This window comes from Aeromonas sp. QDB56, from assembly GCF_027705505.1.
In the GTDB taxonomy this organism is placed as follows: domain Bacteria; phylum Pseudomonadota; class Gammaproteobacteria; order Enterobacterales; family Aeromonadaceae; genus Aeromonas; species Aeromonas caviae.
The window spans coordinates 1-15922 of the sequence record NZ_JAPDBZ010000091.1; the positions used below are offsets into that span (position 1 = coordinate 1).

At 63.3% G+C, this 15922-nt stretch carries 10 protein-coding genes; all 10 read left to right on the forward strand.

The annotated features are described in order from the left end of the window. Window positions 1-186 precede the first annotated feature (186 nt). The 10 genes from OKB81_RS14015 to tldD all read left to right on the forward strand — a co-directional run bounded on the left by OKB81_RS14015 (window position 187) and on the right by tldD (window position 15814). A complete protein-coding gene (locus tag OKB81_RS14015) occupies window positions 187-651 on the forward strand; it encodes an MSHA biogenesis protein MshP (RefSeq protein ID WP_270698501.1) in 465 nt (154 codons plus the stop codon). Further along, complete coding sequence (locus tag OKB81_RS14020) at window positions 648-4415, forward strand: DUF6701 domain-containing protein (RefSeq protein WP_270805283.1); 3768 nt, start codon at window positions 648-650, stop codon at window positions 4413-4415. The genes OKB81_RS14015 and OKB81_RS14020 overlap by 4 nt, the downstream gene beginning before the upstream one ends. A 216-nt stretch (window positions 4416-4631) precedes the next feature. Beyond that, window positions 4632-5672 carry a rod shape-determining protein gene (locus tag OKB81_RS14025; protein WP_005308111.1) on the forward strand — a complete coding sequence of 347 codons (1041 nt, stop codon included), beginning with the start codon at window positions 4632-4634 and terminating at the stop codon, window positions 5670-5672. Between the two features lie 41 nt (window positions 5673-5713). Continuing rightward, the gene (mreC, locus tag OKB81_RS14030; RefSeq protein WP_270805284.1) at window positions 5714-6622 is read left to right on the forward strand and encodes a rod shape-determining protein MreC; all 909 of its coding nucleotides are present in this window, start codon (window positions 5714-5716) and stop codon (window positions 6620-6622) included. After that, a complete protein-coding gene (gene mreD / locus OKB81_RS14035) occupies window positions 6622-7107 on the forward strand; it encodes a rod shape-determining protein MreD (protein ID WP_010672635.1) in 486 nt (161 codons plus the stop codon). The genes mreC and mreD overlap by 1 nt, the downstream gene beginning before the upstream one ends. A gap of 52 nt (window positions 7108-7159) precedes the next feature. After that, on the forward strand, window positions 7160-7747 hold the full coding sequence (locus OKB81_RS14040; protein ID WP_010672636.1) for a Maf family protein: 588 nt from the start codon (window positions 7160-7162) through the stop codon (window positions 7745-7747). Between the two features lie 80 nt (window positions 7748-7827). Next, window positions 7828-9297, forward strand: coding sequence for a ribonuclease G (gene rng, locus OKB81_RS14045; RefSeq protein ID WP_010672637.1), 1470 nt, complete (start codon window positions 7828-7830; stop codon window positions 9295-9297). Further along, complete coding sequence (locus OKB81_RS14050; protein WP_270666732.1) at window positions 9298-13197, forward strand: YhdP family protein; 3900 nt, start codon at window positions 9298-9300, stop codon at window positions 13195-13197. A gap of 304 nt (window positions 13198-13501) precedes the next feature. Beyond that, entirely contained in the window at window positions 13502-14308 is an 807-nt protein-coding gene (locus tag OKB81_RS14055) for a carbon-nitrogen hydrolase family protein (protein ID WP_010672639.1), read from the forward strand. A gap of 57 nt (window positions 14309-14365) precedes the next feature. Beyond that, the gene (gene tldD / locus OKB81_RS14060; protein WP_160838070.1) at window positions 14366-15814 is read left to right on the forward strand and encodes a metalloprotease TldD; all 1449 of its coding nucleotides are present in this window, start codon (window positions 14366-14368) and stop codon (window positions 15812-15814) included. Window positions 15815-15922: the final 108 nt, after the last annotated feature.

A 15922-nucleotide genomic window follows, 5' to 3' on the forward strand; every position in this document is an offset into this window, starting at 1 on the left:
ATCGATTGGATCGGACATACTGAGTACAGTGAAACCAGAATAGAGCAATTAGATCACATCTTTAATCTGATTGGTATTACTTCTATCGGGAACCAGCCGCCTTCAACCAGAGCGAGGTGGGACTGCGACTGGAGTTCGAGCAGCGCGACGAGCACGTCGTCTTCCACCACAAGCTGGAGACCCTCAATGTGCCCTGACACTCCCTCCATGGTGAGGTCCCAGCGGGGCAGCGCCATCCTGATCGCCCTCTTCGTCATCGTCATCATGGCCCTGCTGGCGGCGGCCATGGGGCGTTTCCTGGTGGACAGCAGCGAGAAGCATACGGTGGAGGTACGCGGCGTGCGTGCCCTGATGGCAGCCCAGAGCGGGCTGGAAATTGCCCTCTATCGACTCTATCCCAATGGCCAGTGGCAAGGGCAGCAATGCGCCGCCAGCACCAGTCTCAGTTTCACCGATGCAGGACTGATTGGCTGCCAGGCCATCGTCACCTGCAACAAGGTGTCGGTGAGTGCCGCTGGCGCCACCCAGACCGCCTATGACTTCAGCAGCGAGGGGCGCTGCGGCGACCCGGAAACCAACAGCAGCCCCAACCCGGACTTTGCCGTCAGCCGCACCCTGGTGGCGGAAGCTTTCGATGGAGTGAATCCATGATTGTTCGTTGGCTGATGACTCTGGCCCTGTCTGTCACTGCTCCGGCCGTCTGGGCATCTTTTGATATCATTAATACAGGTGAAATATTTCCGGCCGTTGTCCAAGGCCACCACGGTAATAACAACAACTGCCATCAAATAAGTGGTAACCAGCTTTACCAGGTCAACAACCCGAAGATTAATGGGACTGGAGGCAAGTCATTAAACTTCTGCTCGATTAACAAGGACCAGAACAATACCCCACGTTGTGATAATGGCGCCGGCGGATATCAGGTTTGCCAAGTGACGGGCGCTGACATTCGTGGGCTCAAGTTATCCGGTAACAATGACTTCCCATCCATCGGTGCCACCAACTCGCTGACTTGCCAATCCGGGCAGCAGACAGTGCCCCTCGCGAGCTATGGTTCCATCACTGCCGAGAATTGCGTCCTGACGTTCCCCAGCCGCAGTGAGTACCAGCTTAAGACTCTGTCGGTGCGTAACAATGCGACCCTGCAGCTCGGCGAGGGGGATTATTATATCGATCAACTGACGATTGATAATGGGACCATCAAGCTGACCGGGTCTGGCTTGATCCGGATATTTATCAATCAGGACGTCAAATTCGTTAATACCGTAAATGTCAATGCCGACAATCAGGGACGCTTGATTTGGGTTAACTACAACAACATGGTGCTCGATAACAGCACCAAGTTTTACGGTTATCTCTATACGGATAACAAGCTGACCATGAATAACAACGCAGCCATCTATGGGCGGGTCACTGCCCGCTATCTGAGCATGGATGCGCAGTCCAGTATCAATGAGAATGTCATCATTCCGCCGCTCAGCTGCTTCAGCGACGACTTCTCCGCCAGTACCCTCAGCAGCAACTGGGTGGTGGCTCGCAGCAGCGGCGACTTTACCCCCGCCATCGTCAATGGCCGACTCGGCATGACCCAGGCCAGCCCCAAGCAATCCACCTCTGCGACTTACCAGCGGCTCTTCCCCGCCGCCAACAACCTGGTCACCATCGAATTCGACCACTATGCCCACGGTGGCAACGGGGCGGACGGCATGGCGGTGGTGCTCTCCGACGCCAGAGTGACCCCCCAGCCCGGCGCCTTCGGTGGCCCGCTGGGTTATGGCTTCAAGACCGGGATCAGCGGTTTTGCCGGCGGCTGGATGGGGGTCGGTATCGACGAATACGGCAACTATGCCAACGAGGGGGGCTCCTATAATCCCGGGTCTCGTCCTCAGGCCGTTTCCATTCGTGGCTCCGGTGCCAGTTCGGGGACCTCGGGCTATCGCTATCTGGCGGGAACGGCGAGCAACCTGAGCCCGGCAGTGGACAGCGGAACCAATGGCAACCGCCCCCATCGTTACCGCATCACCATTGACTCGCGCACTGCCGGCAGTTCACTTGCGTCGGTTGAGCGGAACACGGGCTCGGGCTACACCATGCTGGTGGGGCCCATCAATATGGTGAACCAGGCGGGGCAGGCGGCGGTGCCCGCCAACTTCCTGCTGTCGCTCACCGGCTCCACCGGTTCTGTGACGAACTACCATGAGCTCGACAACGTCCGGATCTGCGCCCTCAAATCCAATCCGGTGGGGACCCAGATCGATCACTTCGAGTTCGATCACTCCGGTCAGGCCCTGACCTGCAACCCCGAGACCCTCACCATCCGGGCCTGCGCCGACGCCAGTTGCAGCCAGCTGTTCACGGACCCGGTGAGCGCCATCCTGACCCCCCTCAAGAATGGCAGCAACGGCTGGATAGCCGACAGCCAGGTGAGCTACAACGGCAACACCGCTGCCGTGACCTTCAGCAACGGCACCGCCAAATTGCAGCTGCGCAACAATCTGGCGAGTGTCATGAAGGTGGGGGTGAGTGGTTCTATTCCCTCCACCAAGCCGCTTAGCGAGACGCTTTGCCGGGCGGGCAGTGGCGCCCTGAGCACCGCCGCTTGTACCTTGAGCTTTGCCGACAGCGGCTTCCTGTTCAATGTGCCGGATACCCTGGCCAACAAACCACAACAGGTAGTGATGACGGCGGTCAGGAAGGACAACACGAGCCAGCTGTGCGTGCCAAGTTTTCAGAAGCAGACTAAAAGGATCACGTTCTGGAGTGATTACAACATGCCTGCGACCAATCTCTTTGGCAGCCAGATAAGGATTGATAAGATAGCCATAGCCACCATGGCGGGGGCTCCCACTGCCATGGATCTCTATTTCAATGAGCTGGGCGAAACCACGCTGAAGGATGTGAGTTATCCGGATGCGGGCCAGATGCGACTCAATGCCCGCCACGATGGCAGCGGGGATACCGCAGGGCTGGTGATGACGGGGTCGGATCTGTTCGTGAGCCGCCCGGTGGGGCTCTGCATCACGCCCACCCAGGGGACCTGTGCGGCAGGGGATATCACCTGCCCTGTGTTCAAGAGGACGGGAGACAGCTTCTCGCTCAATATCCGGGCAATGGCGTGGCAGAGCGACGCCGATGAGGATATCTGCACCGGCAATAGCACCACCCCCAACTTCGTGTTGTCCGACATCGCCCTGACCAGCGAGCTGGTGGCCCCTCAGGGGGGCGTGGCCGCCCAAGTCACCCCGACCAGGTACAGCCACATTGCAGCCAGTGCCAGCCTCAATACACCCGCCCTCAGCCTCAATGAGGTCGGGGTCTTCAGGATCAAGGCAACGCCACCGGTGGCAACGTCGCCAGAGGGAAGCACAGTATCAACGGGCTATTTCGGTTACTCCATCCCTCCCGCCACCAGCGTACCGCTGGGGCGTTTCGTACCCTGGGACTTCAACATGACGAGCGGCACCGTCACCCCGGCCTGCGGTGGTTTCAGCTATATGAGCCAGCCATTCGGGGTACAGACGGTGGTGGAGGCGCGCAATAAGGAAGGGAGTGTCACGAGGAACTACCGTGATGCCTTTGCCAGGGGGGCCCTCACCCTGGTGGCCGCCAACAATCAGGACGGGGTGGACAGATCCAATCGGCTGGCGCCGCTGGCCGCCAGCTGGACCGAAGGAACAGGCAAGCAGTCAGGTCAAACCCGCTTTATGCGGCTGCACGAACTGACCCCTAGCCTGACCGCACCGGAAGAGCCCTTGCCGCTCCTGCGACTAGGGCTCAGAGTAACGGACGGTGAGACTCCTGAGACCAGCTTCCTCAGCGGTCGGAACATGAATCCAGCCGTCAGCGGCACTTGCCAGAGCGGGGTGAACTGCACCGCCAAACAGCTCTCCATTCCGAAGGGATCGGACGATACCATGATCGCCTACTACGGCCGGCTGCTCGCCAGCACCCGTCAGGGGGTCGATAGCGCCCCGCTGGCGCTGCCCCTGCAGGTGCAATATTTCGAAGGGGGCCTGTGGCGAGCCAATTCGCAAGATAGGCGAGCCAATTCGCAAGATATCTGTACCCAGATCTCCCTGGCGGGAGGTGGTATCGTCTTTACCGATGCGGAGCAACGCTATGACTCCACGACGGGGGATCTGATCCTCAAAGACGGTACCCGCATTCGCCTTGGTCTCGGCAATGTGGCTCCGGGCGGTACTCAGGTCGGTTTCGACGCAGGCGAGACCCGGTTCCACTTCGCGCCGCCCAATCAGGCGGTGCGCATTCCCTATCGGATCGTGCTGGAGCAACAGCCATCCCAACCCGTCTGGTTGGCGGATCCGGCCACGGCGGATCACCTGCTGGGAGAGGCCATTTTTGGCCGGGATCGGGGTAATGACAGAATTATTTATCGCCGCGAAGTGATGCCCTGACACCCGGGCTGACACGGGGAGATAGATGCATTGCTGTACAGTGGCGTCTTATCTCCTTGTTTCGTAGTGTTTGTCGGCCTGAGCGGGTGAGTGATGACTCGCATTTTTGTCGCGCCTGATTGATTGGCGACAGTTTGAGCGCTTGCCCATTGGGGTGGGCATTGGTAAAGTTAGCCGGTTTTCTGCACCTCCAAATTCTTAGGATTTCCCGTAGCCATGTTCAAAAAGCTCAGAGGCGTCTTTTCCAACGATCTGTCGATCGACTTGGGAACTGCCAACACCCTGATCTATGTAAAAGATCAAGGGATCGTCCTTAACGAACCCTCAGTTGTCGCCATTCGCCAAGAGCGCGGGAACGCCAAATCGGTCGCTGCTGTCGGTCATGCCGCCAAGCAGATGCTGGGTCGTACCCCGGGTAACATCTCCGCCATTCGCCCGATGAAAGACGGCGTGATCGCCGATTTCTACGTGACCGAGAAGATGCTGCAGCACTTCATCAAACAGGTTCACGACAACAACTATTTCCGCCCCAGCCCGCGCGTGCTGGTGTGCGTGCCCTGCGGCTCCACCCAGGTGGAACGTCGCGCCATCAAGGAATCCGCTCTGGGCGCCGGCGCCCGCGAGGTTTACCTGATCGATGAACCCATGGCTGCCGCCATCGGTGCCGGCCTGCCGGTCTCCGAAGCGACCGGTTCCATGGTGGTGGACATCGGTGGCGGTACCACCGAAGTGGCCATCATCTCCCTGAACGGCGTGGTCTACTCCCAGTCCGTCCGTATCGGTGGCGACAAGTTCGACGAAGCCATCATCAGCTACGTCCGTCGCAACTACGGCAGCCTGATCGGGGAAGCCACCGCCGAGCGCATCAAGCACGAGATCGGCTCCGCCTATCCGGGCGAAGAGGTGCGCGAGATCGAAGTGCGCGGTCGCAACCTGGCCGAGGGGGTGCCCCGCAGCTTCACCCTGAACTCCAACGAGATCCTGGAAGCGCTGCAAGAGCCGCTCTCCGGCATCGTCTCCGCCGTCATGGTGGCCCTGGAGCAATCCCCGCCCGAGCTAGCGTCCGACATCTCCGAGCGCGGCATGGTGCTGACCGGTGGTGGTGCCCTGCTCAAGGACATCGACCGTCTGCTGATGGAAGAGACCGGCATCCCGGTCGTCGTGGCTGAAGATCCCCTCACCTGTGTCGCCCGTGGCGGTGGCAAGGCGCTGGAGCTGATCGATATGCACGGTGGCGATCTGTTCCACTACGAATAAGACCCAAAGCCGGCCGAGCGCCGGCTCTTTTTTGACGACTCATGAAACCCATCTTCGGTAGAGGCCCTTCGCTTCAGTTACGGTTGTTTCTCGCCGTCATCATCTCCGTCGCTGCCATCGTCGCGGATTCCCGCTTCGGTGTGTTCAGCCATGTCCGCGTTTATCTGAGCTCCCTGGTGAGCCCGCTGCAATACATCGCCAACGCCCCCGGCACCCTGCTCGACACCATGTCGACCCAGGTGCAGACCCGCGCCGATCTCATCGAGCAGACCAAGCAGCAGGAGCAGCAACTGTTCACCCTGCGCTCGCGCCTGCTCAAGATGGATCAGCTGGAGCACGAGAACCAGCGTCTGCGCGAGCTGCTGGGGTCGCCGGTACACAAGGAGTCCCGCAAGATGGTGGCCGAGCTGCTGTCGGTGGATTCCGACCCCTTCAGCCATCAGGTGCTGATCAACAAGGGGGCGCTGGATGGCGTCTACAACGGCCAGCCGGTGATCAACGATCAGGGGGTGGTCGGCCAGGTGCTCCACGTGGGCTCCATCACCAGTCGCGTCCTGCTCATCACCGACTCCAGCCACGGCATCCCGGTGCGGGTGCTGCGCAACGACTTGCGCGCCATCGCCTCCGGCAGCGGCGAGCTGGACAAGCTGGAGCTGCGCAACCTGCCCCGCAACACCGACGTCCAGGTCGGCGATCTGCTGGTCACCTCGGGCCTGGGCGGCCGCTTCCCGGAAGGTTATCCGGTGGCGACCGTGACCCGTTCCGACTACGTGGAGGGCAAGCCCTTCGCCCAGATCGAGGCCAAGCCGCTGGTGGCGCTGGATCGTCTGCGCTACCTGCTGCTGCTGTGGACTGACAAGAAACCGGAAGTACACGACAAGGATGCCCTTGAGCCTGCGGCGAGCGCCTCGGCGGCCACGGCAACCTCGGCGGCGGGGGCGACGCGCTGATGCTGCAACCCGCCAGCGGCAGGATCTGGATCTGGTGTTCGATCCTGCTGGCCCTGTGCCTCTCCATCCTGCCGCTTCCCTTTCAATTCGAACCCTTCCGTCCGGACTGGCTCGCCATGGTGCTCATCTACTGGGCGCTGGCGCTGCCGCACCGGACCAACGTCGGCACCGCCTGGGTGGCGGGCCTGCTGCTGGACGTGCTGCTCGGCAGCACCCTCGGCGTGCGGGCCATGGCCATGGCCATCACCACCTACCTGGCGGCCTTCCAGTTCCAGAAGATCCGCAACTTCTCCCTCTGGCAGCAGGCGCTGATCATCGGTCTGCTCTCCCTGGTGGGGAAGATCACCGTGTTCTGGGCGGAGCATCTGTTCAGCCGGGCCAGCCTCAACTTCGCCTACTTTTGGTCGACGTTGACGACGATGTTAATATGGCCCTGGATTTTTATGGTCTTGCGCAAGGTACGGCGTCGCTTCAATATCAAGTGAATGTGAATAAAAACAACGCATTGTAACTGCGCATCGTCTCATTGAGTGAAGTATGAACAAGCACAACGAACTGCAACTCTATCTCGCCTCGGGCTCCCCCCGCCGGCACGAGCTTCTGACCCGCCTGGGCTACCGTTTCGAGGTCCTCAAGCTGGATGTGCCGGAGCTGCGCAACGACGGTGAGAAGCCCCAGGATTACGTCTGCCGGCTGGCCCGCGACAAGGCGATGGCCGGTGTGGCCGCGGCGCCCACGGCGCTGCCTGTGCTGGGGGCCGACACCATAGTGGTGCTGGGGGAGCGGGTGCTGGAGAAACCCTCCGACCTGCTGGACGCCAAGGATATGCTGGAAGCCCTCTCCGGGCGGGTACACCAGGTGATGACGGCGGTGGCCCTGGCCACCCCGGAGCGGTGCGATGTGCGGCTGGTCACCACCAACGTGGCGTTTCGCAAGCTGGACGAGGCCGAGATCGAAGCCTACTGGCGCACCGGCGAGCCGTGCGACAAGGCGGGCGCCTATGCTATCCAGGGCATTGCCGGCAAATTCGTCAGTCGCCTCGAGGGGAGCTACAGTGCCGTGGTCGGCCTGCCCCTGCTGGAGACGGACCTGTTGATCAAGCAGCACCTCGAGCAGACCCGGTAATCCTCTCGTCAGCAGTGCGCTGCTGAGTTACCCGTTGTTCGTCGTGCCAGAATTCAAAAACTAGAAAGGCAAGGTAACTTATGTCGGTAGAACTGCTGGTAAACGTCACCCCCTCCGAAACCCGGGTCGCCCTGGTCGAGAACGGTCTGCTGCAGGAAGTGCATGTGGAGCGTCAGGCCAAGCGCGGCATCGTGGGCAACATCTACAAGGGCAAGATCAGCCGCGTGCTGCCCGGCATGCAGGCCGCCTTCGTTGACATCGGCATGGACAAGGCCGCCTTCCTGCACGCCTCCGACATAGTGCCCCATACCGAGTGTGTGGCGATCAAGGAGAAGGAGCAGTTCCAGGCCGGCAACATCGCCGAACTGGTGCGCCAGGGGCAGGACATCATGGTACAGGTGGTCAAAGACCCGCTCGGTACCAAGGGGGCTCGCCTCACCACCGACATCACCCTGCCATCCCGTTATCTGGTCTTCATGCCGGGCAGTGCCCACGTGGGGGTCTCCCAGCGCATCGAATCCGAGGCGGAGCGCGAGCGCCTCAAGCGCACCGTGGCCGGCTATGTGGACGAACTGGGCGGCTACATCATCCGCACCGCCGCCGAAGGGGTGGGGGAGCAGGAGCTGGAGCAGGACGCCGCCTTCTTGAAGCGCCTGTGGCGCAAGATCCTCGAGCGCAAGCAGAAGTATCCCCCCTGCAAGATCCTCTACGAGGATCCCAGCCTGGCATTCAGGGTGGTGCGTGACTTCGTCGGTGCCGAGCTCGACAAGATCCGGGTCGACTCGCGCCAGAGCTTCGATCAGCTCAAGCGTTTCACCGAGGAGTACGTGCCCGAGCTTGCCAACAAGCTGGAGTACTACACCGGCGAGTCGCCGATCTTCGATCTCTACGACGTGGAGAACGAGATCCAGCGGGCGCTGGAGCGCAAGGTGGAGCTGAAATCCGGCGGCTACCTCATCATCGATCAGACCGAAGCCATGACCACGGTGGACATCAACACCGGAGCCTTCGTCGGCCATCGCAATCTGGAAGAGACCATCTTCAACACCAACGTCGAGGCCACCGCCGCCATCGCCCGTCACCTGCGCCTGCGCAACCTCGGCGGCATCATCATCATCGACTTCATCGACATGCAGTCCGAGGATCACCGTCGCCGGGTGCTGCACAGCCTGGAGCTGGCGCTGGCCAAGGACAGGGCCAAGACCAACGTCAACGGTTTCTCCCAGCTCGGGCTGGTGGAGATGACCCGCAAGCGCACCCGGGAGAGCCTGGAGCACGTGCTCTGCGCCGAGTGCCCCGAGTGCAAGGGGCGCGGCCGGGTCAAGACGGTGGAGTCGGTCTGCTTCGAGATCCTGCGAGAGATCATCCGGGTCAACCGCGCCTACGACGCGGATCAGTTCACCGTCTATGCGGCCCCCTCGGTAGCCGATTACCTGCGGGGGGAGGAGTCCCACAGTCTGGCGGAGCTGGAAGTCTTCATCGGCAAGCAGGTCAGGGTGGTCTCCGAGCCGCTCTGTGGGCAGGAACAGTTCGATGTGGTGATGATGTAATTGGTCTATCGCTGGCTGAGTCGGGGCTGGTTGGCCCTCGGAGTCTTCTTCGTGCTGCTGGCTGTTCTGGTCAGCGTGGTACGACTGGGCGGCCCCTTGCTCAACCAGCACCGGGCGGCCGTGATAGGGACCCTGCTCGGGGAGAGCCAGCTCGAGGTGAGCGTGGATCACGTCGGGCTGGAGTGGACTGCCCGCGGCCCGGCAATCGGGCTGGAAGGACTGGCCATCGCCCCCGATTCGGGGCGTTTCTCCCTGCGCCTTGGCAAGGTGTGGGCCCACCTCGACTTCTGGCGCTCCCTCAACGAACTCAGGCCGGTGTTTGGCCAGTTGATCCTGAGCGACGGCAACATCGCGCTGGACATGACCCAGCCCGCCACCCCCGTCAGCGGGAAGAGCGCGAACCAGCAGGAGGCCCTGCTGCGCTTCCTGCTGACCCAGCTCTCCACCTTCGACATTCACGACACTCGCCTGAGCCTCACCACGGCACTGGGGGAGGTGCGCGCCCTCGATATCGCCCAGTTGCGCTGGCAGAACCGCGGCAAGCGGCATCAGGGGGTCGGCAAGGCCTATCTCATCAACGGGGTGGGGGAGAGCACCCTGGACCTCATCATCGATGTGGATGCCCCCGAGGTGCGGCTCGACCGCCTCAAGGGCCAGCTCTATCTGGGGGCCCGGGAGCTGGACATCAGCCCCATGCTGGCCCGGATCCACGCCGGCGCGCCGCCGGTGAGCGGCCAGCTCGACTTCCAGCTCTGGAGCGAGTTCGAGAAGGGCAGGCTCGGCAACTCCCTGCTGGCCTTTGGCAACAACCACCTGATCTGGAAAGACGAGATCAAGGGGGAGCCGCACCGCCTCGACCTGCAGGGGGGCAAGATCCAGCTGCGCCGGGACGGCGAGGCGTGGCAGCTCGCCAGCCACGACGTCACCTTCAAGCTCGATGGCGCCACCTGGCTGCACAGCCGCCTGCAGCTCGAGCGCATCGGCTCACGCATCCAGGGCTATGTGCCCGCCATCGATCTCGACCAGATTGCCAACCTGAGCCAGCTGGTCTCCGGCCTCTATCCCGAGCTGACCGAGACCCTCAAGCGCACCCGGCCAAGGGGCCAGTTGCAGGAGCTGGTCCTGCAAGCCGACGGGGACTGGCAGGGGCTCTCTTTGCAGGGGCAACTGCGCGGCTTCGGGACCCGGGCCTGGCACGATGTGCCCGGTCTGCAAAAGCTGGACGGTGACTTCTGGCTGACCCCGAACGGGGGGCGTGCCCGCCTGACCCTAGGCAAGGGCAAGGTGGATCCGGCCCGCCACTTCAAGGAACCCATCCCGGTGGACAGCCTGAGTGCGGCCCTCGACTGGTGGCGGGCGCCCCAAGGCTGGGTGCTCTATGGCCAGGACATTGCCCTGGACAACCCGGATCTGCGCCTCGCCAGCCGGTTTCGCCTCGAGCTGTTCGAGCACCCCTTCCTCGCCCTGACCGGGCGCATCGACGTCAAGAACGCGGCCCATGCGGATCGCTACTACCCCCTGGCGGTGATGGATGAGGGGCTGGTGAGCTACCTGAGCGGCGCCATCAAGGGGGGCAAGGCCAAGGGTGCAGACTTGCTCTGGTACGGCGAATTCCGTGACTTCCCCTACGACAACGGCAAGGGCGTCTTCCAGGTGGCGGTGCCGCTGCAACAGGCCACCTACGAGTTTTTCCCGGGCTGGCAGCCGCTGACCGACCTGCAGATCGATCTGCTGTTCCAAAACGCCAGCCTCGACATGAACAGCCGCGCCACCCAGCTCGGCAAGGCCAGCTCCGACTCGGTCCACGCCTGGATCCCGGACCTCTATCCGGGTGCTCACCTCTACGTGGATGCCAAGGTTGAGGGCGAGGGCAAGGCCATCAGCGACTATTTGCAGGACTCACCGCTGGGGGGATCCGTCGGTCAGGCGCTGCGGGAGGTGGAGATCCGCGGCCCCATGAAGGGTACGGTGAAGCTCGACATACCGCTGGATGGCGAGGGGGAGGTCAAGGCCAGCGGGGAAGCCAGCTTCAAGGACAACAAGGTGAGGATCGCCTCCCTGGACCTGCCCCTCGACGGGGTCGCAGGGACGCTCGAGTATGACAACGAGCAGACTCGCATTCACAACCTCAAGGCCAGCCTGTGGAACCAGCCGCTGACCCTGGATTATCAGGGGCGGCAACTGCCCCACGGCTATCAGGCCGACCTCAAGTTCCAGGGGCAGTGGGACAGCCGCCGCCAGCGCCGGGACATACCGGCCCTCGAGATGCTCCAGGGGCGCAGCAACTGGTCGGGTACCCTGGGGCTGACCCTGCCCGAGAACAAGGCGTTCAGTTTCCAGCTGGCGCTGGACTCCAACCTGCAGGGCATGGGGCTGGATCTGCCCGTGCCCCTGACCAAGGCGGCGGGTACCCGGCTGCCCCTCAAGGTGACGGCCCGTGGGCGGGATGGCAGCGCCGACATCCGCGCCGTGCTGGGGGCGGACATCGACATGCAGAGCCGCCTGGTGTACGGCGACGGCGTGCCCTATCTCAGCCGGGTGCGGGTCAACATCGGCCAGCCTGGGGCGCGGGTGATGCAGGACAAGCCCATGCTGCTCGCCATCAACCAGCAGCAGGCGGACGTAGCCGGCTGGCTGGCACGTCTCAAGCAGTGGCTGCCGGCTGGCACGGCGCCGAGTGACAATGCGGTGGTGGGTCCGGCTTTCTTGCCCCAGGAGTGGTGGGTAGATGGCCAGCTGGCCCGTGCCGACATCGGCAGTGCCAGCCTCAAGGCGGTGCACTTCACCCTGGGGCCGGTGAACCAGGCCACCGAGGTGATGATCGACAGCCCCGACGTGATGGGGGTGGTGCGGGTGCCGGTGGCCGATGGGCGCCCCATCGATGCCAAGTTTGCCCGCATCTACTGGTCCGGCAAGGGGACCGATCTCAGCCCGGATCCCGATGAGCGCCAGGACAGGGCCATCATGGACGCCATTCCCTGGCTCACCTTCAGCTGCGTGGATTGCCGCTTCGGCGAGCTGCCCCTGGGGGAGGTGAAGGGGGAGCTGCTGCCCGGGGCCAACCGGCTGGATCTCAAGGGACTGGAGATGCGCCTGGCGGGCAGCACCCTGCGCGGCAGCGCCGAGTGGCTGGCCCGTGGCAGCCAGATGCAGACCCGTGCCAGGGTGAACCTCGAGACCCGCAACAGCGAGCTGCTGCTCAAGCGGCTCGGCTACACCTCGCCCATCGGGGATGCCCCGGGCAAGCTGGCGCTGGATCTGAACTGGCGTGACGTGCCCTACCGCCTGAGCCTGCCGACTCTGGCGGGCAGCGCCGACTACCAGCTGGAGGGGGGGACCCTGCGGGAGGTCAACGACAAGGGGGCCCGGCTGCTCTCCCTGCTGAGCCTCGACTCCCTGATGCGCAAGCTGCGCCTCGATTTTCGCGATGTGTTCGACAAGGGCTTCTATTTCGAGTCCATGTCCGCCTCCGCCAAGGTCCATCAGGGGGTGGTGGAGAACAACGACTTCTACATGAAGGGGGCGGCGGGCAACCTGCGGGGCAAGGGCATCGCGGATCTGGTGCGCTGGCGGCTCGACTTTGATCTGAGTTTCTCCCCGAACCTGGGGGGCACCTTGCCCGTGGTGGCGGCCTTCTCCCTGACTCCCATCACCGGGCTCTATGTGCTGGCCCTCTCCAAGCTGCTGGAGCCCGTGGTGGACGTGGTGACCCGTATCGATTTTCGGGTCTCCGGCCCGCTGGACGCCCCCAGGCTGGTGGAGGCGGGGCGGGATCGCGCCCGCATCAAGCTCAACCAGCAGCAGAAGGATGCGGTGGATGCGGTGGCGCCCGGCCTGCCCGCCAAGGAGGTCACCCCCTTCCTGCTCAATCCCAAGCATCAGGGCTCGGGTCAGCGCTGAGGGCCAGCGCCGGGCTGGGGGACTTTCCCCCGGCCGCCAAACCCCTCATAGTGCAGATATTGCCCCGCGAGCCGAGAAGGCCTTGTGTCACCGGTCACCGGCTCGCCCAACAGAAGAGTGCAGATATTGCCCCGCGAGCCGAGAAGGCCTTCTGTCACCGGCTCGCCCAACAGAAGAGTGCGGATATTGCCCGCGAGCCGAGGAGGCCTTCTGCCACCGGCTCGCCCAACAGAAGAATGCGGATATTGCCCTGCGAGCCGAGGAGGCCTTCTGCCACCGGCTCGTCCATCAGAAGGAGAGCGTCATGTGGCTAGCGGCCATGCAGTTGATTTCGGGTCGTACCTGGCAGGATAACCGGGAGCGGATCGCCGCCGAGCTGGCGAGTCTGCCCGGGGAGCGCCCCTTGCTGGTGCTGCTGCCGGAAAACTTCGCCCTCTTTGGCGAGCGGCAGGGGTATCTGGACGGGGCAGAGCCATTGGGCAATGGCCCAATCCAGCAGCAACTCTCTGATTGGGCCAAATCCCACGGCATCTGGCTGGTGGCCGGGGCCATGCCCACCGCCATCGCCGGTGCCGACCACATCCACACCAGCACCCTGGTGTTCGATCCCGACGGCGAGCTCAAGGGGCATTACCACAAGATCCACCTGTTCGACGTGGACGTGGCGGACAATCACGGCCGCTACCGGGAGTCGGAGACCTTCAGCCCGGGTGATCAGCCTGTGCTGGTGGACTCCCCCTTTGGTCCCCTCGGCCTCTCTATCTGTTATGATCTGCGCTTTCCCGAGCTGTACCGCCAGTTGGCCCGGGCCGGTGCCCGGGTGCTGCTGGTGCCTGCCGCCTTTACCGCCGTCACCGGCGAGGCGCACTGGGAGCCCCTGCTGCGGGCCCGTGCCATCGAGAACCAGTGCTACGTGGTGGCCGCCAACCAGGGGGGCACCCACGAGACGGGGCGCCAGACCTGGGGCCACAGCATGGTGATCGACCCCTGGGGCCGGGTGCTGGCCTGTCGGGCGTCGGGGCAGGGCACTGTGCTGGCGCCGCTGGATGGGGCCCTGATCGATGAATTGAAACGCACCATGCCGGTGCTGCAACACGCCCGCCTGCTGTGAGCCCGCGGCCGTGGATTTAACCGTTACGACATCTCGCATGAGAGTGGAGAGAAAGATTTGAGTCTATTGAGCCAGGTTAGTGCCTCCCTGTTGGCCCCGAACGATCTCGACGAAGGGCGGCTGCAACAGCTGCTCGGCAGCCTGATGAGCCATCAGGTGGAGTTCGGCGACCTCTATTTCCAGCGCAGCTGGCACGAGTCCTGGATGCTGGAGGACGGCATCGTCAAGGATGGCAGCTACAACATCGATCAGGGGGTGGGGGTGCGCGCCGTCAGCGGCGAGAAGACCGGTTTCGCCTACTCGGACGAGCTGAGCCTGCTGGCGCTGCAACAGTCGGTGACTGCCGCTCGCGGCATCGCCGCCGCCGGTGCTCACGGCAAGGTAAAAGCATGGGCTCGCACCGACGCAAACCTGCTCTACCCGGCGCTGGATCCCCTGCAGACCCTCGACAAGCAGCAGAAAATTGCCCTGCTGGAGCAGATGGACAAGTTCGCCAGAAGCCTGGATCCCGCCATCAATCAGGTGATGGCCTCCATCAGCGGGGTCTATGAAGAGATCCTGGTGGCCGCCACCGATGGCACCCTGGCCGCCGACGTGCGCCCCCTGGTGCGCCTCTCGGTGACCGTCATCGCCGAGAAGGGGGATCGCCGTGAGCGCGGCAGCGCGGGTGGCGGTGGCCGCTTCGGTTACGACCATTTCCTCGAGCTGGACGGGCTCGAGAGCCGGGCGTTTGGCTATGTGCGCGAAGCGGTGCGCCAGGCCCTGGTCAACCTGGAGGCCATCGACGCCCCGGCCGGCACCATGCCGGTGGTGCTCGGTGCCGGCTGGCCCGGTGTGCTGCTGCACGAGGCGGTGGGGCACGGTCTGGAAGGGGACTTCAACCGCAAGGGCTCCTCCGCCTTTGCCGGGCGCATCGGCGAGCAGGTGGCTTCCAAACACTGCACCATCGTCGATGACGGCACCCTGCCGGGTCGGCGCGGCTCCGTCTCCATCGACGACGAGGGGACGCCGGGCGGTTACAACGTGCTGATCGAGAACGGCATCCTCAAGGGTTACCTGCAGGACAAGCAGAATGCCCGCCTGATGGGGGTGTCGCTCACCGGCAATGGCCGCCGCGAATCCTACGCCGCCCTGCCGATGCCGCGCATGACCAACACCTACATGCTGGCGGATCAGTACGATCCGGCCGAGATCATCGCCTCGGTGAAGAAGGGCATTTACGCCCCCAACTTCGGTGGCGGCCAGGTGGACATCACCTCCGGCAAGTTCGTCTTCTCCGCCTCCGAGGCCTACCTCATCGAGGATGGCAGGATCACTGCGCCCATCAAGGGGGCGACCCTGATTGGCAACGGCCCCGAGGCGATGAGCCAGGTTTCCATGGTGGGCCGTGATCTCGCGCTGGATCGCGGAGTCGGGGTCTGTGGCAAGGAGGGGCAGAGCGTGCCGGTCGGCGTCGGCCAGCCCACCCTCAAGCTGGATCAGCTCACCGTGGGCGGCACCCAGTAAGGTCACACACCTTTGTAAACCCCGGCCCGGCGCCGCAATGCTGTTCAGATAAGCACATTTTTGACTAATTATTCATAAATGCGACTTGAGTTGGGGGAGCAAGGCTGT